The organism is Caproiciproducens galactitolivorans, from assembly GCF_029266045.1.
Taxonomy (GTDB): Bacteria; Bacillota; Clostridia; order Oscillospirales; family Acutalibacteraceae; genus Caproiciproducens; species Caproiciproducens galactitolivorans.
This window is the reverse complement of the sequence record NZ_JAJUFJ010000002.1, coordinates 152,758-174,806: the sequence shown is the minus strand read 5'-3', so window position 1 is coordinate 174,806 and position 22,049 is coordinate 152,758. Positions and strand designations below refer to the sequence as shown.

Here is a 22,049-nt window from a genome sequence, read left to right as displayed (position 1 = left end):
TTAAGCTTCCTCCTTTACTTGTCTCTGGGAATTCTTAACAATCATCTTGTGCTTGTAAGTATCCAGGAACATCTTGCCCGCGATTAATACAACGATAATTGCTTGAATGATCGAGACCACTTCCGGTGCAACGTCGGATCTTCTGGACATAATGTCCGCGCCGACGCGCAGGTAAGCGAGGAAGAAAGCCGCAAGGGGGATAAATTTCGGGTTGTTTTTCGCTAGAATGGAAATGATGATGCCATCAAATCCATAACCCGGAAGGCTTACCCAGGAAAAGCGGGTGTACATTCCCAAAACCTGTGTCGCGCCACCCATTCCGGCAAGCGCGCCGCCCGCAATCTGGGAAAGGATGATGGTGCTGCCGACGCCGATGCCGGAGTATTTTGCAAAATTTTCATTTTGCCCGGTGATACGGATCGCATAGCCCCATTTTGTCCTGTACAGGAACAGGTAGGTCAGAACGACCATCACAATTGCTATGAAAATACCCATGTGCACCCCGGTTTTCGGGATGATGACAGCCAGTCTTGCACTTTTCGGGAAAGAATGGGAGGCGATATAGCCTGCGTCCGGGTCCATGAGCATGTATTGAAGGATATAGCTTCCGAAGAACAAAGCGATGTAGTTCAGCATGAGGGAGGAAACAACTTCATTTGCTTTCCATTTTACTTTTAATATGGCGGGGATGAGGCAAAGCACAACGCCGAACAGCGCGCCTGCCAGAAGGGCCACAACGGCATGGATAACCGAAGGCATCTTCACGCCGACGGCGATCATTGCGGCGCCCAGACCGCCAAGAAAGAAGGAGCCTTCCGCCGCCATGTTAAATTGGTTGCATTGGAACATTACTGCGATGGAAAGGCCGCCGAATGTAAGCGGGATGAAAAGTTCCAGCACGTTGCCGAAATTCCGCATAGTCATAATTGGGCCTGCCAAAAACCATTTCAATGCGTTCAGCGGCTGTTTACTTGCAAACATAATCAAAAGCAAAGCGACCAGTAACGAAATTCCGATTGCAACAATGACTCTGAAAATTTCGAACCTATTCTCGATTGTTTTGCTGGAGTACGATTGCTTATTTTTCATGAATGACATCTCCTATTTCTTCGGGCGACATTTTTTTGATGCCCAGCATATATTCTCCCATTTCCTTCTCGGTAATGTTTTTAGTATCGGGGAAATATGCTACGATCTCTCCTTCATACATAACGATCAAGCTGTCGGAGAGCTCCATGACTTCGTTCAGGTCCGCGGAAATAAGCACAATGGCAGAACCCTGGTCGCGAAGTTTTACAATCTGTTTACGGACAAATTCTGTGGCGCCAACGTCGATGCCTCTGGTTGGCTGATCAACCAGAATAAAGTCCGGATTGGAAGAAAATTCCCTTGCGACAACGACTTTCTGAATGTTACCGCCGGAGAGCATCCGGATTGGCTGTTCCCTTCCGTCGCACTTTACAAGGTATTCCTTTATATTCCTGTCCGCTTCCTCGTTGATCATTTTGGCCTTTTGCAGTCCGCTATGGTTATATTCCTTTTTATAGAAACGGTCGGAAATCAGATTTTCCTTTATACTGACGTCGCCCGCAATGCCGAAGGTCATACGGTCCTCCGGAACATGGGACGTTTTCAGCTCCCGGATTTTGCGAATGGAAAGATTCTGAATTTCCACGCCCTTGATTTTTACACTACCATTAAAATACGGCCTTAAGCCGGTAAGAATTTCAGCAAGCTCGCTCTGCCCGTTCCCTTCAACGCCGGCAATGCCGAAGATCTCGCCTCTGCGCACGTCGAAGCTGACATTGTTCAGAATCGTCTTACCGAACTTGTTAACGGCGGACAGTTCGCGGACGCTAAGGATGTTTTCTGCCGGATGGGCCTCTGTTTTCTGGATATCAAGAACGACGTTGCGCCCCACCATGCTGTTGGAGATGTCCTGTTCGCTCAGTTCTTTCACATCTGCCTCGCCAACCGAGCGCCCGTCCCTTAAAATGGTGATTCTGTCGCAGATTTCCTTTATTTCCCTTAATTTGTGGGAGATGAAAATAATGGTATGGCCCTGCTTTTTCAGTTCTTTCAACTGTACGAACAGTTCCGTTGTTTCCTGTGGGGTTAATACGGCGGTAGGTTCGTCTAAAATCAGGATTTGGGCTCCGCGCATAAGTGCCTTTAAAATTTCAACCTTTTGTTTCTGCCCGACAGGAAGGTCTTTCACATGCGCTTTGGGGTCAATGTCAAAGTTGTATTTTTTCGCAACATCCTCTGTCATTTGCACGGCTTTGGCAAAATCGAAAAGGAACATGTTTTTCGGTTCAATTCCCATTACCATATTTTCAGCAACGGTGAGGGAGGGGGCCAGCATAAAATGCTGATGAACCATTCCGATTCCATATTTGATCGCGCTGGACGGATTGTGAATCTGAACTTCCTTTCCGTTCAGAAGGATTCTGCCGGAATCGGGGGTTTCAATGCCGAAAAGGACTTTCATCAGCGTGCTTTTTCCGGCTCCGTTTTCGCCGACCAGGGCGTGGATTTCCCCTTTACGAACGGAAAAGTTCACGTTTTTATTGGCAACAAATCCGTTTGGGTAAACCTTTGTGATGTTTTCCATGACTAAAACATTGTCTGCAACATTTTCTGCCATTTCCGTAGCACTCCATTCTTGAATGAAATAGCGATGATTTCCCCGCAAAATAGTTATGCAGGACGGACTTTATGGGTTGGTAAAATGTTTTACTAAACTAGCAAAAGCAATGACTCGAATATCAATATATTAGGCTGAATCAGTCGAAATGTCAATATATTTATCAAAATTATTTGCACATTTTAATCTATTATTGGATAGAATATAATATTTTGCTTGATTTTCGATTGATTTATGTTATACTGAATTTCAGTAAAATGTTTTATCAATTTCAAAATGCTAAAGAGGAGGGCCTGCTTTGCGTACTACGGTGAAAGATGTTGCAAAAGCAGTAGGTTTATCTACGACAACCGTGTCTTTAGTTTTGAATAATAAGCCAAACCGCATTCCGGAAGCAACGCGAAAGCTTGTACTGAAAGCAGCAAAAGAATTAAATTACAGGCCCAATCATATAGCCGTTAGTATGGTAACCAAAAAGACGCATACGATCGGGTTGATTTTACCGGATATCAGTAACCTGTATTTTTCAGAGCTGGCAAAGGTCATTGAAGAACAGTGCCATAAATATGGTTATAATGTGCTTTACGGCAATACGAACGGTACGCTGGAGCATGAATTCGAATACTTGAATTTGTTTGTTGACCGCAGCGTTGATGCGGTTATAATGACCGTTTCATCGAATTATAGTGAAACAGACGTAAAACGACTGTATGAAATTGGAGAAACAAACAATGTCCCTATTATGATGGTGGACCGCACGCTGGATGATCCGCGGTTTATGTCTGTCCTGCTTGACCAGAAGCTTGGCGGTTTCCTTGCGACAAGTTATCTGATCAACCTTGGGCACAAGAAAATCGCCTGTATTACCGGGCCGAAAAACCTTCGCATCAGTATCGAACGTTTGGAAGGGTATAAATCGGCTCTGGGGGACGCGGGCCTCCCGTTTGACCGGTCACTAGTGATCGAAGGGGATTTTAGCGTTGACAGCGGGAGCCGGGCGCTTCCGTATATTCTTGGGCAAAACGCGACGGCGGTTTTTTCACTGAACGATATGATGGCGATCGGCGTTTACCGGGAATGCCGCCGGTATCACCTGTCTATTCCGCAGGATCTGTCGATCGTCGGCTTTGACGACATTTTTATCGACGAGTTCTTGGAGCCGCCGCTTTCAACCATTGCGCAGCCCGTTCAGGAAATAGGGAAATACGCGGTAAAGAAAATGATGAGTGTTTTGGAGGGGAAAAAGAATCCTTGCACGGATGCTGGGGATACGAAGATTTTCAAACCGGCGCTGAAGGTTCGCGGAAGCGCGCTAAAATTTACGGAAAAGAAGCAAATATAAAGAAGGAGTAAGCATGAGTATACTGAATTTTGGTTCTTTAAATATAGACCACGTTTATCATGTCGACCATTTCGTCAGGCCGGGGGAAACCATTTCCGCCGAGCGCCTGGACTATTTCAGCGGCGGAAAGGGATTGAACCAATCCATTGCCCTTGCAAAGGCCGGTGCAAATGTTTATCACGCGGGGAAAATCGGCGTCGACGGCGAAAACCTGAAACAAATTCTTTCTGACAACGGCGTGCATACGGATTATATTGAAATGACAGACGGAGTAAACGGCCATGCTTTGATTCAGGTTGTCCCGTCCGGGCAAAACAATATTATTATTTACGGCGGTTCGAACCATGAAATCACAGAGGAATACGCCGACAGGGTTCTGGAACATTTCGGGGAAGGCGATCTGGTTTTAATGCAGAATGAGACCAGTTGCATCGATTACATAGCGCGGAAATGTGCGCAGAAGAAGATTAAAATTGCGATCAATCCATCTCCGATCAGCGAAAAACTGTTGGACACCTTCCCTTTTGAGTTGGTATCCCTCTTTTTTATTAATGAAATAGAAGGCAGGGAGCTGTCGGGGAAGGAAAAAACGGATGAGATTCTGGATTCTCTGCTCGAACAGTATCCGGATTCCGCTTTTGTTTTGACCCTTGGGCATAACGGCGTTGTCTATCGGGATAAAAACAATACCTTTACGCATGGAATCTATGATATAAAGGTAGTCGACACAACGGCGGCGGGCGATACGTTTACCGGATACTTTTTGGCCTGCTACGCGGCGGGCGAGCCGGTTCCGGATTGCCTGCGTAAGGCTTCCGTCGCATCTTCTCTCGCGGTTTCAAAGCCCGGTGCAGCACCCTCCATCCCTCGGATGGAAGAAGTCCAGGAGGCAAAATCCCATTTAAAATATGTGGAGTTTCAAAATCCGCTCTTTTAAAGGAATGCTGCAAAACATTCCGTAAAAAGCCGGAGCGGCCAGCCCGAAAGGGTTGGCTTCCCCGGCTTTTGCTTTGCGGCGGAAAATGCCATCTCCGCGATCTGCTGGAAATCGATTGATTTTTCCGGGTATTCTGCTATGCTTTAGGAAAAGGAGGATTTGTAAATGGAAGAAAGAGTAAAAGCGTTTCTGAACGACCGGTTCGGTATGTTCATCCACTGGGGGCTATACGCGATTCCCGCCCGCGGCGAATGGGTGCAAAGCTATGAACGCATGGATGCGGAAACCTATCGGAAGTATTATGACGCGTTTGACAGCACGGATTGTAATCCCAGGGAATGGGCGAAGCTGGCGAAGGAAGCGGGCATGAAATACGCGGTGCTGACCGCAAAGCACCACGACGGCTTCTGCCTGTTCGATTCCAAACTGACGGATTTCAGCTCGGTACACACGAAGGGCGGGCGTGATCTGGTTCGGGAATTTGTCGAGGCGTGTCGCGCGGAGGGGATCAAGGTCGGTTTGTACTACTCCCTTCTGGACTGGCACCATCCGGATTATCCTGTTTACCACGACAAGCAGCATCCCATGCGCGACAACGAAGCGTACCGGGACAAGCCGCAGAACTTTCAGAATTACGTCCGCTATTTTCATGAACAGGTGCGGGAGCTGCTGACGAATTACGGAAAGATTGATCTGCTGTGGTTTGATTTTTCATATCAGGACTCTGTAAACGATATGTCCGGCGAAAAGTGGGAGGCGGGGAAGCTGGTAAAGATGGTTCGCGAGCTGCAGCCCGATATCGTTTTGAACGACCGTCTGGGCGGGCACACCGGCTCGATCTTCCCTACCCTCCAGTACGGCGACTTTGTTTCCCCGGAGCAGTACCTCCCGAAACACGGGATGCTGGATGCAAACGGCGAAGCGCTTCCGTGGGAGGCCTGTATTACCTTAAATAATAACTGGGGCTACTGTTTTGCCGATAGGGGTTACAAGCAGCCGAAAGACGTGATCCGCGCGCTGGTGGAATGCGTGAGCAAGAACGGGAACCTGATTGTGAACGTCGGCCCCGACGCGCGAGGGGAGATTCCGGAAGAATCCGTGCGGATTCTGCGCGAGGTGGGGCAGTGGATGCGCAAAAACGGAGACAGTATTTACGGCTGCTGCGCCGCCGATTTTGAAAAGCCGGAGTGGGGACGCTTTACCCAGAACGGGAAAAAATTGTATGCGCATATCTTCGAAAGGGGAATCGGGCCGGTTTTTCTTGAAGGAATGTCCGGGAAAATCCGTTCCGCGCGGTATTTGCACGACTTGTCCGAAGCGGATATCCGTCTTCCGTGGAACCAGCCGGACAATCGTACGGACGCTTTTTTGAATCTGCACGCCAACCGTTTGCCAGATGAACGGGACACAGTAGTTGAACTGACGCTTGTTTGATAAAAATATATGAATAAACGCCTCGTTTTTTGCGTTTTCTGTTGACTTCGGACATTTCTTTTGATATTATAAACTCGAGTTAATAAACTGAGTTTATAAACAGCGGGCAATAAAAAATGATTTCCGTCTTGATTTTTAAAATACTGCGGAAAATGTCGAAAAATAGTGGGTGTAATGTTGCTTTTTGTTTTTATATGATAACATGATGTTAGCATTGACCGCCTCTGCGCCCGGTTTCTGCATAAATTTCTTATTTCCTTTTTGGCAGTTATTCTTGTTAGCATTGTCCGGTTACTCAAAAACCAGGCAATACAAATAATAATGTAAATACGAACAAAAGGAGTGGAATTATGAAAATTCGAAAAAAGGCAGTTGCGATCGTTTCGCTGGCTTTGGTTGCTGCAATGTTGTTCTCGGCGTGCGGATCGGGCTCAACGTCTTCCGGACCCCAGGTACAGAGCACCGGGACAAGCACAGAAGCAAAATCCAAGGACAACGATCTTGTAATTGCTATGTCCGAATCCGTACTGACCCTTGATCCGCACAATCTGACATCGACGATGTCTATTTCCGCAAACCGCACCATGTATGAAAATCTTCTGACCTTTGACAAGGACATGAAGAACATCGTGCCGCAACTCGCGAAATCCTATGAGGTTTCGAAGGACGGGCTGGTTTATACCTTCCACCTTCAGACAGGCGTAAAATTTACGGACGGCACGGACTTCAATTCCGAGGCGGTTAAGGTAAACATTGAACGCTGCATGGACAAAAAGAACAACCTGAAATCATTCCGTTATTTTACAAAGGTAAAAGAGGTAAAATGCCCGGACGCCAATACCGTGGAAATTACCTTGAAAGAGCCCTACAGCGTGTTTGTCAATAAGCTTACAAACTTTGGCATTATCAGCCCCAAGGCGATTAAAGAGGGCGTAACGCTGAATTCCAAAGCGGTCGGCACCGGTCCCTTCAAGCTGAAGGAATGGGATCAGGCGGACCACCTGATCGTAACCCGCAACGAAAATTACTGGGGAGAAAAGCCCGGCGTAGATTCTATTACCTTTAAGGTCGTTCCGGAAGCGGGTTCCCGTATCGCCATGCTCCAGACAGGCGAAGCCGACATGATTTACCCGATTCCTCCAGAGCAGATCAAATCGATCGACGGCACGAAGGATATTAAAGTGGAATCCGTGCCTTCCAACATAGTCGACTATGTAACGTTGAACATGAGTCACAAGCCGTTCGACAATATCAAAGTGCGCCAGGCCATGAACTACGCAATCGACAAGGATGCTTTCATCAAAGCGGTTTACGGCGGCTACGGCGACCACGCAACTTCCCCGATTGCTTCCACAACCCAGTATTACAGCAAGCAGGAGGAATATGCGTTCAATATCCAGAAAGCCAAGGACCTTTTGAAAGAGGCGGGGTATCCGGACGGATTCAAAACGACCATTTGGGCGGATAACACCTCTGACTCTGTAAAGGGTATGCAGTTTATTAACCAGCAGCTCGCACAGATCGGTATTACTGCAGAGGTTGTACCAATGGAGGGCGCCACATTGAATGCGAAAATCAATGAAGCGCAAAACGCGGCGGAATCCAAGATCGACATGTGGTTTGTAAACTGGTCCCCGTCCAGCGGCGATGCGGACGGCGCAATGCGCGGACTGTTCTACAGCAAGATGATTCCTCCGGCAAACGCCAATACGGCTTATTACAACAATCCGACCGTTGACAAACTGTTAGATCAGGGCCTTTCCGAAACTTCACCGGAAAAACTGGCGTCCATCTATGCGGAAGCGCAGAAGACCATCTGGAATGACGCTCCGTGGCTGTTCCTCGGCCAGCGGGTCGTACAGTACGGTATCAAAAATTATGTAAGCAATGTTTACATGATGGCGGACGGTTCAATTAACTGCGCACAGGCAACGCTCGCCCACTAATTTTTGCATTTGGAAAGGGTTTGGTAACTGAAGGGTTACCGAACCCTTTTTAAGAATCATTGACTGGAGGTCGTCAATTGGGTCGTTATTTTTTGAAAAGAGTATTGGGGACCATCCCCCTGATGCTGGTGATTTCCTTCATTATCTTTATGTTCGTACACATGATTCCCGGCGATCCGGCCCGGATCATGGCGGGCAAGGACGCTACCTTGGAGGAAATTAACCGTACGCGTCAGGCTCTGGGACTGGATCAGCCCCTGATGAAGCAATATCTTATGTATCTTGACCGGATGTTTCACGGTGACCTTGGAACTTCCACCACAACCGGACAGACTGTGGCCGAAATGATCGGTCCGCGCTTTCTGCCGACCTTAACCTTGGCGGGATGCGCACTAGTGTGGTCCCTGATTATCGGGGTGCTTTTAGGTGTGCTCTCGGCGGTTATGCGGGGAAAGTGGGAGGACTACATAGGAATGCTGATTGCCATTTCCGGCATTTCCATACCGGTTTTCTGGCTTGGTTTGGTTCTCATTCAGATTTTCTCCGTACAACTGGGGTGGCTGCCTACAGGGGGGCTGGACAACATGCAAAGCTATATCCTGCCGTCCTTCAGCCTTGGAATCGGTGTTATGGCGATCATGGCGCGCTTTTCGCGTTCTTCCATGCTGGAAAACATGAAGGAGGATTACGTGCGAACCGCGCGCGCAAAAGGGCAAAAGGAATCCATGGTGGTTTTAAAGCATGCCTTTCGCAATTCCCTGATTGAGGTTGTCACGGTTGCCGGACTGCAGATTGGCGGGCTGCTTGCCGGTTCCATTCTGGTGGAAACGGTATTCACCATTCCAGGAATGGGCAGACTGCTTGTCGATTCCATTAAGTTCCGTGACTATCCTGTTATTGAGGCGGAGCTGCTGCTGTTTTCTTTGCAGTTTGTCGTCATCAATCTGATTGTCGACTTGCTTTATGGCGTCTTAAATCCGAAGATACGTTATGAAAGTTAAGGAGGATTCCCAAATGTCTGAAGAAAAAGGAGCTTTAACCGTACCTCAGGAGGAACAGGCGCTCGCTCCAAGGCAAAGCCGCGTAAAAGCTTTTTTTATAAAATTTCTGGGCAGAAAAACGGCTGTTGTTGCCGCTTGTTTTATCATTTTGCTGGTTATCATCGCATTCCTTGCGCCGGTACTGCAGCCCTTTGACCCGGCCACGCCGGATTACGACGCAATTCTTTCCCCTCCCAATGCCAAGCATCTGTTCGGCACCGATGAATACGGTAGGGACATTTTAAGCAGACTGCTCGCAGGTAGCCGGCTTTCCCTCTCGGTTTCCCTTAGCTCGGTAACCCTCGGCGCGGGGCTGGGCGCTGTTTTAGGCATCCTCGCCGGGTATTACGGCGGATGGCTCGACAGCCTGATCATGCGTACCGCGGACGTTCTTCTTGCCTTCCCGGACATCCTTCTGGCAATCGCCATTGTTGCGGTGATCGGGCCGGGGCTTTCCAACGTAATCATTGCCGTGGCAGTATTCAGCATCCCATCCTTTGCAAGAATCATGCGAAGCTCAACCCTTACGGTAAAGCAGTCGCTTTATGTGGAGGCGGCGCGTTCCATCGGAGCCACGAACAGGAGCATTATGTGGAAGCATATTTTCCCCGGAACCGTCGCAAGTATTATTGTGAACTTTACCATGCGTATCGGCACCGCGATTCTTGCTGCGGCATCCTTGAGCTTTCTGGGCTTCGGCGCAAAGCCGACGGAGCCGGACTGGGGCGCCATGCTCTCCACGGGACGGAATTATCTTGGCGTTGCTCCGCACATCGTATATTTTTCCGGCGGAATCATCTTTTTGACGGTTCTGGCCTTTAACCTTTTGGGAGACGGCCTGCGGGATACGCTTGATCCCAAAATCCAGTAGGTAGGTGTGAGTATGGCAGAAGTGTTATTAGAAGTAAATCATTTGCGTACGGAATTTAAAAAGCGCAAGGGGAAAGTGACCGCCATCGACGATGTATCCTTTCATATAGACAAAGGGGAAATCGTCGGACTGGTGGGGGAATCCGGTTGCGGAAAATCGGTTACCTCCCTTTCTATCATGCGTCTGCTGCGGGATACCCCCGGCGAGATTACCAACGGAACCGTCTTGCTCGGCGGAAAAAATCTGCTGGAATTGTCCGATAAGGAAATGCATGCGTTCCAGGGCAAACAGATGGCGATGATTTTCCAGGAGCCGATGACCTCGTTAAACCCGGTTATGCGCGTGAAGGAGCAGATTGTAGAAGCGATCCGCCTCCATCTGGATATGGATCAGGCACAGGCGCTGAAGCACACGGAGAAAATGCTTACCCAGGTGGGAATCCCCGATGTGCAGCAGGTTATGAATTCCTATCCGCACCAGCTTTCCGGCGGCATGAGCCAGCGCGTTATGATCGCCATGGCGATGTCCTGCTACCCCGAACTGCTGATTGCAGATGAACCGACCACGGCGCTGGATGTTACCATTCAAGCGCAGATTCTCGACTTGATGCGGGAATTGAATCAGAAAAATGGAATGAGTATCCTTTTGATCACCCATGATCTGGGTGTTGTTGCCGAAATGTGTTCGCGCGTCATTGTAATGTACGCGGGAAGAATTGTGGAACAGGCGGATGTGGAAACGCTGTTTGCCCATCCCCGTAACCCATACACACAGGGGCTTCTGGCTTCCCTTCCAAGGCTTGGACAGCATGTCGACATGCTGCCGTCGATTCCCGGCACCGTCCCCGACCTTGCCAATATGCCCGCCGGCTGCAAATTTGCGCCGCGCTGCAAATATGCAATGGATATCTGCACGAAGGAAGAGCCGAAGTTGGTCGATATGGAAAAGCCAGGCTGCAAATGCCGCTGCTGGCTGGTTGAGCAGCAAATGAAAGAGGAGGGAAAAGCATGAGCGAACCTCTGGTAGTGGTGAAAGATCTGGTAAAAACCTTTGTTTCCTCAAAGGGCCTGCTTTCTCCCAAAAGATATGTGCACGCCGTTACGGACGTGTCGTTTACCATCCATCCGAAAGAAACCTTTGCGCTGGTCGGGGAATCCGGTTGCGGAAAGTCTACAACGGGACGCCTTGTTACGCGCCTGCTTCACCCGGATGCGGGTCAGGTGATTTTTGACGGCACCGATATTACCAATTATACCGTTAATCAGATGCGTCCTTTAAGGAGCAACATGCAGATGGTGTTCCAGGATCCTTACGGCTCGCTGAATCCGCGTATTAAAATTGAGGATCTGGTGGCAGAGCCGCTGAAAATCCATACAAACCTCAGCGCCGAGGAAAGACGCAAGGTCGTTTATGAGCTTCTGGAGGTTGTCGGGCTGCGCACCGAGCACGCGGATCGGTATCCGCACGAGTTCTCCGGCGGGCAGCGCCAGCGCATCGGCATTGCGCGAGCTTTGTCCGTGCGCCCGAAGCTGATTGTGGCTGACGAACCGGTTTCCGCGCTGGATGTTTCCATTCAGGCGCAGGTTCTGAACCTTCTGAAGGAATTGCAGCAAAAATATGAGCTTACTTATCTTTTTATTTCCCATGATCTGAGCGTTGTGGAAATGATCGCGGATAAAATCGGCGTTATGTACCTGGGAAAACTGGTGGAATCCGCGCCCAAAGAGGAGCTATACAGCAATCCGTTGCACCCCTACACTAAGGCGCTCCTTTCTGCGGTACCGATTCCCGACCCGACGCATAAACGCAACCGGATTATATTGAAAGGTGACCTGCCAAGCCCGGTATACCCGCCATCCGGCTGCATGTTCCATACACGGTGCCCCAACTGCACCGAACAGTGCAAGGTGGAAAAACCCGCCCTGCGCGAGGTATCGAAAGACCATTTTGTCGCCTGCCCCTATGTCTGAGGGTCGGCATTATAACGAATGTGAGGCTGTCATGATGAATATACAATACGAAGGTACCTGCCAGTCGCGGATTACCTTTGTTTATGAGGATTCGGATTTTCCCGACATAAAACAGGTGTTCAAGGGTGAGTTCCTGTCCAGCTTCCCACAGATCTGCAATGCGGGTCTTACGGTTTATATTGGGCTGGGAAAGAAGGAAGAGCTTACCCCCCGCAAGCTGATGGACGCCGTTTCCAAGGGCGTGCGGGAGATGAAGAAGTACAATCAGCGCGAAGCGCAGGTGGATCTTTCGCCCGTAATGGAAAAATTCGGGCTGCAAAGCGTGCGCTGCGCCGTTTTGGGCATTAAGCTGGGATTATATGAATACAACCCGTTCCGTTCCAACCGCAGGGAGGAAACTGGGCTTTATGTCCTGAAGGGAGTGGAAAAAACCGAAAAGGCGGAGCAAGCCCTGAAAAAAGCCACAAACCTTGCGGACAGCGTCCTTTACGCCAGGGAACTGGTGAACATGCCCGGAAACCTGCTTACACCGGAGCTTATGGCGGAAAACATGGCGCGCGAGGCGGAAAAGCATGGCGTACAGGCGGAAATCCTGGATGCAAAGCAGGCGGAAGCCCTTGGTATGGGTGCATTTTTGGCGGTCGGCAACAGCAGCGGAAACCCGCCGAAGCTGATTGTCCTGCGCTACCTTGCGGACCCGGATTCGAAACAGAAAACCGCGCTGGTTGGGAAAGGCGTTACCGTTGACACGGGCGGCTACTGCCTGAAAAGCTCGGGCTCCATGCTGGGCATCAAGGGCGACATGGCCGGCGGCGCGGCGGTTGCGGGTGCGGTTTTTGCCCTTGCCGCAAACAAAGTGAAAACGAATGTGGTGGCGGTCATTCCCGCCTGCGAAAACCGCATATCCAGCCGGAGCTTTGTCCCTGGGGACGTGATCCGCTCAATGTCTGCCAAAATGATTGAAATCCGCAATACGGACTGCGAAGGCAGGCTGATCCTTTCCGACGCGGTCACCTATGCCATCCGCAAGGAAGGGGCGACAAGGGTTCTGGATATTGCGACGCTAACCGGCGCAGTCGTTGGTGCCCTGGGCTTTTCTACAGCGGGCGTATTGACGAACAGCGACGAATGGTGGGACGAGCTTTCCGCCGCCGCTAAAGTTTCCGGGGAGCAGTACTGGAGGCTTCCGATTTTCCCGGAATATGAGGACCTTCTTAAAAGCACAATTGCGGATATTAAGAATTTGGGCGAGGATTACTGTGGCACTATCACCGCCGGCTTGTTTATTAAAGCCTTCGCGGAAGGCCTGCCGTGGATTCATATTGATATTGCCGGCACGGCATGGGTGGATAAACCGGTCTTTGAGCATCAGGTGGTCGGCGCAACCGGCGCGGGCGTAACCACTCTGTATGATATGCTTGAAGGGGCGGGCCGCCGCAGCTGAAAATCGGATTAAAGGAGTTGCTGCAAGTGGACAATTCAGGAGCCCGGCTAGATAAATTTCTTATGAGAAAATCGAACCGGAAACTTGTCTTTTCGGCGATTCATAAGAAAGGCTCCATATCGCGCGTACAGATCGCGAACATGACGCATATGAGCCTGATGACGGTGGGACGTATTGTTGATGAACTGGTTGGTATTGGAATTGTTGTTGAAGAAGAAAGCGGCGATACAACCTCAACCGTCGGCAGAAGGCCTAAGCTTCTTCATGTGGCTTCCGATCGTTTTCTGAGTGTCGGCGTGGAAATCGACCGCGATGGAATTTACGCGGGTGTCATCAATCTGTATGGTAGTGTGTTGCGGAAACTGGAATATAAATTTAATTGCAGCGGAGAATCCGCTGAAACCGTGCTGAAAAAAGTCAGTAAGCTTATAAAGCAGATTCTTTCCGAAAATCCGGAGCTTCCTGTTATTCCCGCGGTTGGCGTTGCCTGTCCGGGATTGATCGACGACGGCGTAATCCGGTTTTCCTCTCAGATGAAATGGAAAGACGTCCCCGCGGTGGAGCTCCTGCGGAAATATACCGGAATAAACGATGTTTTTATTGACAATGAAGTCAAGGCGCATGGTATGGCCGAGGACATGTTCGGTCTTGCCAAGAGCTATCGGAGCAGCGTTGTTCTCACGATGGGCTCCGGAATCGGATCTTCCATTCTGATAAACCATAAGCTGTACCGTGGGAAACGCAACATGGCGGGGGAAATCGGGCATATTTGTATTAACCCGTACGGCAATATGTGCGAATGCGGGAAACGCGGCTGCCTGCAAACCTATATGGCGGACTGGGCTATCCTTCGGGAAGCCCGTATGGTACAGGAAGATATTACGTTGGAAGGCGTATTCCGGGCCTACAGCGAGAAGAAGCCGTGGGCGGAGGAACTGATTGGCCGCGTAATGGAATATCTGTCGATTACGATCAGTATTCTTGCGAGCACCTATTCGCCAGATATTATTATCCTTTGCGGGCGGCTGATTGAGGAGCACGAAGTGTTTCGGAATTTGATCGAAGAGCGGTACCGACATCCGGCTGAGGATTACCGGCCGGATCCCCTGGTGCTGGTCTCGGATTTGGGCCCCGACGGCACGATTGTAGGCGCGGGGACGCTTGCGTATTACAATATGTTGGATAAAATCTTATAAATTTGTAAATTTGTAGAAGAAAGCGCCGGCGCATATCGCGTCGGCGCTTTCCTGCGTCTAGCCTTTCTTTTTTCTTATTGCGCGGATTCCATCCTTTGGTCGTAGTTAAAATCCATATGCGATAACTTCTATATCTATGATTTTAAAATATCCTCATAAGCAACATTCAGAATTTCTTTCAAGCATTTTAACTCGTCTATATATAAATGCCGAATACCTGTTTCGATTTTCGCAAGCGTTCCCCTTGAAATATCACATCCGTTGATTTGCATTTTTGCGGCAAGCTGCTCTTGAGTAAGATTTGCTTTATGTCGTAATTCTTTAATGTTTTGCCCTATCTTGTTATCTTGTTTGCTTGCACACACCTTTGTTCTAAATTGTAACATCATTATTAATTATTATATATAATTAAACAGGCTATCGAAGAACCGCAGTTTTCGCAAGCTGAAAACTGCGGTTCGTCGATAGCCTGCGGTGGCTGCGTCGTTAAGACGCGGCCGCCGTGCTAGCTTTCCATTCTATTTTATCCGTCGGGGTAAATTTCGTGGATTTTTTCGGCGATCCGTTCCGCCATCCGGCGGTGGCCTTTCTGGGTATAATGCAGGCCGTCTTCCCGCCCGATTTCAATTTCCTGCCCCGGGTCCAGAAAGAAAATACCATTCCTGCTTGCGACCTGCCGATATTCTTCCGCCAGAAGCCGGCTGTTTCCGATGCCGTCGCCGAATAGCATCCGCCATTCGCGGCTTCCGATATCCAGAATGGGCACCGGTGCGGCCAAAAGCACCTGCGGGGCGGCCCCGCCAGCACCGGCGTCTGATTTCAAAATGGTTTTCACCAGATTTTCCATTCCATAGGCAATGTCGCAGACGGAGAGGGAGAACCGCTTTTTCAAATCGTTTGTCCCCAGCATGATGATGACCAGATCCAGCGGCTTGTGGCTGTCAAGGCAGGGGAGAAGATAGGTTTTTCCGTTTTTGAATTCCTCGATCGGGTCGTCCCAAACCGTGGTCCTGCCGCCCAGCCCCTCCTCAATCACATACCATTCGCTTCCGAGAAGCTTTTGCAGGACGCCCGTCCAGCGGACATCCCGCGGGAATCTTCCGGTCATGCCGGGTATCATCCCGTAAGTATTGGAATCTCCGTAGCAAAGCACATTTCGCAATGCGGCTTCCCTCCCGTCCATCTGTCCTTCTACTTGTTCCGATGTTTCTTAACAATATCAAACATGGCGTCCCATTTTTCCTCCATGTCCTGAACCAGTTTAAACTGGGTGCGGGCGCGATCCAGATTTTGGTTGGGATGCGCCGTTTTAAAGTAAATATCTCCCGCAAGGTAATCCGTAAGGAAGCGGATACCGCATTCCAGCGTGAGCATCTTCGCGCCCACGGGCAGGTTGTCAATTTCCGCGTCGGTCAGCACTTTCCCGGCAACTTCCAAGTATCCCTGTGTGTATGCTTCAAATAAGTCCAGGTCAAAATTCACTTTCGATAAATCCGGTTCATCCTCGGCCGCCGTGCTTGCGCCGAAGCGGATGGAATCGCCGAAATCGTTCAGGGACAACCCCGGCATAACGGTGTCGAGGTCAATTACGCAGATCCCAAGACCGGTGCCGGCGTCGATCAACACGTTGTTTAGCTTGGTATCGTTATGGGTTACGCGCAGGGGAAGCTTGCCCTGCGCCTGCAAATCCACCAATACATGCGTGAATTCCTCGCGTTCCAGGACAAAATCGATTTCCTTCCGGACTTTGTCGGCGCGCCCTTTTTTGTCCGCCTGAAGCGCTTCCTGAAACTGAAGGATGCGGTTGGGTGTATTGTGGAATAGTGGTATGGTTTCGTGCAGCGTTTCCGCCGGGTAATCCGCCAGCAGAAGCTGGAACCGCCCGAAAGAGCGTGCGGATTCGTAGAAGTCCGCTTTGTTCCTGGCCCTTTGAAGCGTGACCGTGTTCTCAATAAACAGATATGCGCGCCAGTAGCCGCCTTGTTCATCCACATAATAATAGGAGCCGTCCACGGTGGGAATGAGATTTAGCGTTTCGCGCTTCGGGTCGCCGCCCGCTTTTGTAATTGCGCTGTGAAGGTAACGGGTGACCCCGACCACGTTTTCCATTAATTCCACAGGATTGCAAAATACATCCGTATTAATCCTTTGGAGGATGTAACGGTTTATGTGTTCATCCATTTGAAAAATAACGGAATACGTGTCGTTGATATGGCCGCTTCCGTATGGAAGCAGTCCGACAAACTGGCCATCAAATTGAAATTTTTCCACAATTGAAGGAAAAAGTGCTTTGTTTACTGGTTTCATTCCCTGCCCTCCCAAAGTTTTGCGGGATAAATTCCCTGTCTTCTCATTTTGCGTATGGCCTCCACGACCACCGGCTTATCCTCCCGGTAGGTAACGCCGTACCATTTGTCCAGGGAGTTTAGCACCTTGACGGTTGCTTTTTTGCCGACAAGCAGCTCATTTACCACGGAGGGGAGGAAGAATTCCGCTTTCTTGGGGTCTTCCTTATAAGCCCGGTCCAGAAACACGGGGAAGCGTGCGTCGATTTCCTCCAGGATGCTTTCGGAGAATCCCCACAGGTTCATGGAAACGGTGCTGCCCTCCGGAATTGTAACCCAAGTTTTGCCGTCGTCTTCCGTATACTGCGTAAGGCCGCCGCGCTTTTCAATATGGGTGCGTTCGTGTATATCCGTTAGGAATCCGTCCGGGGAAGTAACGCATACACCGCGCGCCACATGGCCGTAATCTGTAAGGGTGTTTTCCAGCGTATAACCCACCATGGCGTAGCGGTAATATTCGTCATCCCTGCTGTAAAGCAAAAAGTTGTACATCAGCGAAAAGGCGTCCCGCCCGTAGTAGTCGTCCGCGTTGATTACGGCGAACGGGGCGTCGATCAGCCCTTTGCAGCAAAGGATGGCGTGTGCGGTGCCCCATGGCTTTATGCGCCCTTCCGGCACGCGGTAGCCTTCTGGCAGCACGTCAACCTCTTGGTATGCATATTTCACGTCCATGATTTTGGACATCCGGTCGCCGATAATTTCCTTAAAATCCGCTTCGATGGATTTCTTTATAATAAAGACCGCTTTTTTAAAACCGGCTTTCACCGCGTCAAAAAGGGAAAAATCAATGATGATTTCTCCGTTGTCGCCGACAGGATCAATTTGCTTCGGGCCGCCGTATCTGCTCCCCATTCCTGCGGCCATTACAACGAGTACAGGTTCTTTCATTTTGCATTGCTCCTTTTTGATCGGTTTTTTCTTGTATCTATGCTTTATTGTAGACGAACGCAATTTATAAATAAATGTCTTTTTATTCACAATTTTTGCACAAAAAATGATTTTTGCACAAACAGTCATGCTTCCCGCCTCCTGCACAACGGAAAATCGAAATCCATCTTTGTGCCGAAAAGGGGAACGTAATAGGGGGGCTGCGCCTTTTTGAATGATAAGATAAAGAATCCCGTCCGCAACCTGTCGGACGGGATACGCTTTCTGCCTTCTTATTCGAAACGGGGTAGACGGCCCTTCTGATTGTCCGTCACCAGCTTGACGGAGGAGGAGTATTCCGAAGGGGTCATGCCGGTTACTTTTTTAAAATGGCGTGAAAAATAATGGATGGACGAATAGCCAAGCTCATTGGCGATTTCGGTGAAATTCTTTGATCCTTCCCGGATGTACTGCTTTGCAAAATCCACTTTCATGCGGCCGAAATATTCCATAACGCCGCCGCCGGTTTTCTCGCGGAAAACCTTCTGTAAAAAAGAACAGCCGCACATATTGTCCCGGCAAACGTCATTTAGGGTGATTTTGTTGTGGATATTCTTGTTCAGATACGCAACAATTTTTGTAAAGGTATCCAGATCCGCTTTTTCGCGTATGGTGGAGGATACCCGTTCTTCGCCGGTGCCGCCCGTGCGGATGAGATTGATCAGAATCAGCTCCAGACAGGCCCGGATCACCTGCTCCGAAGCAAAATTGCCTGTTTCGCTGCGTTCCAGCATTTTCGTGTCGGGGTCGTCCAGAGGGGAGGAAAAAGCGGAAGATGCCTCCTCGATCAATCGGCCCAGCAGGACGCGTTCGGTATCGCCCATTCGTAAAATTTTATTTTCGAAAAAATGCATGGCACGGGAAGTGCATTTAAAGGAAACCACGACCAGATTGGGTGCGACGATGCCGTTTGCGCTCAGGCTGTGGAATTCATAAGGTTTGTGAAAGATGATGTCCCCTTTTTTCAAGACATAGTTGGTTTCGCCGGCGGTCACGTCCACCAGCCCCTTGTCCACATACAAGAATTCCCAGAAATCGTGGGCTTCTCCCGGAAAATAAAAATTACTGGTGTATTCAAAATAATGAACGGTCATCAACTCATCGATGACGATCTCCTGTTTCAGCTTGGTACCAACAAATTGTGTCATTTTTCGCTCCTTATCTGCGCCAGTTGGGGCAATATACCCCCATTTTTTATACTCCTGCTATTTAATTTCATGTAATTTTATTATACCTTATTTTTTCGGGAAATCATATTAAAAATCGAGAATTTTAATACATTTGCCATTTTACGTATGAAATTTATACAATCCGTTGCGATCGGTTGACAATGAAAAACCAGCGCGGAAATAGTAAGGACGTAAATTTGGATGAACCGGTATTTTTTGGCTTCTTGCCTTGTGCCCCGGCTTAGCAGCAGGGGAGTATCAGGACGTTTGCGTGTATGATTTTTTTTCTTATTTGCGGTTATAAACGATCAATTGTGCAAGTTTGATTGATTGTGCAAATTTTATGCTAAAAATTCTAAATCAATATTGTGTTAAAGCCCTTAAAATAAAGGCATTGGACGGCGAATTGGATAAAAAACAAGGAGGAGCATTCGTTTTATTGGTCAATATGTAATCACTTGAATCTGAAAATCTATAATTAGGAGGTTTGAAAATGAAAAAGAAGTTAAGTTCTCTTATGGCAGTTTTATTAACTAGTGCTATGGTTCTTGGAGGCTGCAGCGGCGGCGCTACGGAATCCAATTCCGGCGGTGAATCCAAGGGCGAAGCAAAGAGCGACGTTACATTGACGTATTACTCGATGTGGAACGAAACCGAGCCGCAGGGGCAGACCATTGCCGAAGCGGTTGAAGCTTTTAAGGAGAAAACGGGCATAACCGTGGAAGTGAACTGGCAGGGCCGCGATATCCGCAAAACGCTCCAGCCCGCGCTGGACGGCGGACAGGAAATCGATATTTTCGATGAAGATATCGAGCGCGTCAATAAAACATGGGGCAAATACCTGCTGAATGTGGAAGACCTGGCAAAGAAGTCCTATGACACAACAAACGGCAAACCGTTGACCGACGTAATCAACAAGAAGCTTGTTGAGCTTGCCCGTTCACTAGGACCGGACGGAAAGCTTTCCACGATTCCCTATCAGCCTTCCAGCTTTTTGGTGATGTATAATAAGGACATCTTCAAGGCTGCCGGCATTACCGCCCCCCCGAAGACATGGGACGAGTGGCTTGCCGATTGCGCGAAGATCAAGGCCGCTGGCAAAACCCCGATTACGGTGGACGACGCTTACATGGCGTCTCTGTTCGGCTACCACATGGCCCGCCTGATCGGCAAAGACAAGACGCTTGCCATGGTCAATAATAAGAAGATCGACGACCCGGCAGTCCTTACCTTTGGACAGCAGTGGCAGGAAATGTACGAAAAAGGCTATATTTCCAAGAATGCGGCGGGCAACATTTATCCGGCCGGCCAGCAGGAAGTTGCAAGCGGAAATGTCGCTATGTATTTGAACGGGACATGGCTTCCGAACGAAATCAAGAATTCTGCGCCGGCGGACTTCAATTGGGGCAGCTTTGCGTATCCGGCTGTCGGTAAGGACGGCGACGGAACCAACGCCAACCAATACGGCGCGCAGTGCTTTGGTATCAACAAGAATACAAAGCACGCAGAAGAGGCTTTCAAATTTATCGTATTTATGACCACAGGCGAATGGGACAACAAGCTTGCGGAAAACTCCATCGGTGTCCCGATGGCGAACGACGCCACCTGGCCGAAGCAGCTTACGGAAGCAAAAGCGGTGCTTGACGCAACGACAATCCGTTATCCATGGGCGGTCGGTATGGAAGACGTAGCAGACATTAACGCAAAAATTAAGACAAACTTTGCCCTCCTTGTCAGCGGCAAGCTGGACGCAAAGGGTTTCGCAGATGCAATGAAGAAATAATTATTTCAGCAGAGAAAGGGCGGCATCGTGTTTACGCATTGCTGCCCTTTGTTTATGGTAATCGCGGGAGGTTCTTATGAAAACAAAAAACAAGTCCATGATCATCCTTTTCCTCGCTCCCTCGGTATTGTTGTACCTGATGGTATTCCTGTACCCTACGGCCAGAACCGTCGTCATGAGCTTTTTTAAGGTGGAGGGTGTGACGGATTCCGTTTCCCTGTGGAAGTTTAACGGCCTTGGCAATTTCAAGACACTTTTCAACACCCCCTTATTTGTAAGCTCCCTGAAAAATATCGCCCTGATCTGGCTGATCGGCGGTATCGGCGTAATGGTGGTGTCCCTGCTGTTCGGCGTGATCCTGACGAGCGGCGTTCACGGGAAGAGTTTTTTTCGTTCCGTAATCTATCTGCCGAATGTCATTTCGGCGGTCGCTATGGGGACCATGTGGATTAACTATGTATATAATCCGGACTTCGGACTGCTCAGTTCCGTTTTAAAATCCATCGGCTTAAGCAAGCTGGCGGCAACGCAGTGGACGTCGCCGGAAATGGTGTTCTGGAGCATGCTGGTTGCTTACTGCTTCGGTATGGTGGGCTATCACATGCTGATCTGGATGAGCGGCATTGAGCGGATCCCGGTGGATTATTACGAAGCGGCAACCATTGAGGGGGCAAATGTGTTTCAGCGCTTTTCGAAGATTACGCTTCCCCTTCTGAAAGGGGTCTGCCGCACGAATATCGTTCTGTGGACGGTCAGCACTATGGCTTTCTTTGTATGGAGCCAGTTGTTTTCGCCGGTCAACCTGAGCGCAAGTACGGTTACGCCGATGTCCTATATGTACGAATTGGTATTTGGCGCGAGCAACTCCGCGGTTACGGTGCGCGACTCCGGCGCGGGTGCGGCCATCGGCGTGATTCTTACCATTGTCGTTGTCGTCGTATTCATGCTTTCACAGTTGATTGTCAAGAACGACGATGTAGAGCTTTAAGGGGGGGACG

General features: G+C 49.4%; 18 protein-coding genes and 1 pseudogene. 12 read left to right on the top strand and 7 right to left on the bottom strand.

All coding sequences use genetic code 11. From position 1 onward, the window contains the following. Both P9B68_RS03295 and P9B68_RS03290 read right to left on the bottom strand, forming a co-directional pair. Entirely contained in the window at positions 1–1,089 is a 1,089-nt protein-coding gene (locus P9B68_RS03295; protein WP_135657641.1) for an ABC transporter permease, read from the bottom strand. Further along, positions 1,079–2,647 (bottom strand): ABC transporter ATP-binding protein, encoded by a 1,569-nt coding sequence (locus P9B68_RS03290; RefSeq protein ID WP_135657643.1) that lies wholly within the window; start codon positions 2,645–2,647, stop codon positions 1,079–1,081. The genes P9B68_RS03295 and P9B68_RS03290 overlap by 11 nt, the downstream gene beginning before the upstream one ends. 298 nt (positions 2,648–2,945) lie before the next feature. Here P9B68_RS03290 and P9B68_RS03285 point away from each other — a divergent pair, with 298 nt between their 5' ends. From P9B68_RS03285 to P9B68_RS03240, 10 genes and pseudogenes are all read left to right on the top strand, one after another. Then, the gene (locus tag P9B68_RS03285; RefSeq protein ID WP_135657645.1) at positions 2,946–3,989 is read left to right on the top strand and encodes a LacI family DNA-binding transcriptional regulator; all 1,044 of its coding nucleotides are present in this window, start codon (positions 2,946–2,948) and stop codon (positions 3,987–3,989) included. A gap of 13 nt (positions 3,990–4,002) precedes the next feature. Beyond that, entirely contained in the window at positions 4,003–4,926 is a 924-nt protein-coding gene (locus P9B68_RS03280; protein WP_135657647.1) for a ribokinase, read from the top strand. A 165-nt stretch (positions 4,927–5,091) separates the two neighbouring features. Beyond that, on the top strand, positions 5,092–6,360 hold the full coding sequence (locus P9B68_RS03275; RefSeq protein ID WP_135657649.1) for an alpha-L-fucosidase: 1,269 nt from the start codon (positions 5,092–5,094) through the stop codon (positions 6,358–6,360). Between the two features lie 350 nt (positions 6,361–6,710). Beyond that, positions 6,711–8,030, top strand: a pseudogene (locus P9B68_RS03270) (ABC transporter substrate-binding protein); the annotation flags it as partial. Positions 8,031–8,383: 353 nt separating this feature from the next. After that, positions 8,384–9,307 carry an ABC transporter permease gene (locus tag P9B68_RS03265; protein ID WP_135657653.1) on the top strand — a complete coding sequence of 308 codons (924 nt, stop codon included), beginning with the start codon at positions 8,384–8,386 and terminating at the stop codon, positions 9,305–9,307. 13 nt (positions 9,308–9,320) lie between these two features. Beyond that, entirely contained in the window at positions 9,321–10,217 is an 897-nt protein-coding gene (locus P9B68_RS03260; RefSeq protein ID WP_135657655.1) for an ABC transporter permease subunit, read from the top strand. Positions 10,218–10,229: 12 nt separating this feature from the next. Continuing rightward, complete coding sequence (locus tag P9B68_RS03255) at positions 10,230–11,228, top strand: ABC transporter ATP-binding protein (protein ID WP_135657657.1); 999 nt, start codon at positions 10,230–10,232, stop codon at positions 11,226–11,228. Further along, entirely contained in the window at positions 11,225–12,187 is a 963-nt protein-coding gene (locus P9B68_RS03250) for an ABC transporter ATP-binding protein (protein WP_135657659.1), read from the top strand. Before P9B68_RS03255 ends, P9B68_RS03250 begins: the two co-directional genes overlap by 4 nt. Before the next feature lie 31 nt (positions 12,188–12,218). Continuing rightward, complete coding sequence (locus P9B68_RS03245) at positions 12,219–13,631, top strand: leucyl aminopeptidase (RefSeq protein WP_277668448.1); 1,413 nt, start codon at positions 12,219–12,221, stop codon at positions 13,629–13,631. A gap of 26 nt (positions 13,632–13,657) precedes the next feature. Then, positions 13,658–14,827, top strand: a complete 1,170-nt coding sequence (locus P9B68_RS03240) for an ROK family protein (protein ID WP_243112925.1) — start codon at positions 13,658–13,660, stop codon at positions 14,825–14,827. 134 nt (positions 14,828–14,961) lie between these two features. On the opposite strand, the gene P9B68_RS03235 is transcribed toward P9B68_RS03240, so the two are convergent. The 5 genes from P9B68_RS03235 to P9B68_RS03215 form a co-directional block, all read right to left on the bottom strand. Beyond that, positions 14,962–15,213, bottom strand: a complete 252-nt coding sequence (locus P9B68_RS03235; RefSeq protein WP_135658215.1) for a helix-turn-helix domain-containing protein — start codon at positions 15,211–15,213, stop codon at positions 14,962–14,964. A gap of 137 nt (positions 15,214–15,350) precedes the next feature. Beyond that, complete coding sequence (locus P9B68_RS03230) at positions 15,351–15,980, bottom strand: SGNH/GDSL hydrolase family protein (RefSeq protein ID WP_243112937.1); 630 nt, start codon at positions 15,978–15,980, stop codon at positions 15,351–15,353. A 38-nt stretch (positions 15,981–16,018) separates the two neighbouring features. Next, complete coding sequence (locus P9B68_RS03225; protein ID WP_135657666.1) at positions 16,019–17,134, bottom strand: phosphotransferase enzyme family protein; 1,116 nt, start codon at positions 17,132–17,134, stop codon at positions 16,019–16,021. Further along, positions 17,131–18,060 (bottom strand): sugar phosphate nucleotidyltransferase, encoded by a 930-nt coding sequence (locus P9B68_RS03220; RefSeq protein WP_135657668.1) that lies wholly within the window; start codon positions 18,058–18,060, stop codon positions 17,131–17,133. Before P9B68_RS03220 ends, P9B68_RS03225 begins: the two co-directional genes overlap by 4 nt. A 272-nt stretch (positions 18,061–18,332) precedes the next feature. Beyond that, positions 18,333–19,247 carry an AraC family transcriptional regulator gene (locus tag P9B68_RS03215; RefSeq protein WP_135657670.1) on the bottom strand — a complete coding sequence of 305 codons (915 nt, stop codon included), beginning with the start codon at positions 19,245–19,247 and terminating at the stop codon, positions 18,333–18,335. A gap of 514 nt (positions 19,248–19,761) precedes the next feature. On the opposite strand from P9B68_RS03215, the gene P9B68_RS03210 reads away from it, so the two are divergent. Next, positions 19,762–21,051, top strand: coding sequence for an ABC transporter substrate-binding protein (locus P9B68_RS03210; protein ID WP_135657672.1), 1,290 nt, complete (start codon positions 19,762–19,764; stop codon positions 21,049–21,051). Positions 21,052–21,127: 76 nt separating this feature from the next. Beyond that, entirely contained in the window at positions 21,128–22,039 is a 912-nt protein-coding gene (locus P9B68_RS03205) for a carbohydrate ABC transporter permease (RefSeq protein ID WP_135657674.1), read from the top strand. Positions 22,040–22,049: the final 10 nt, after the last annotated feature.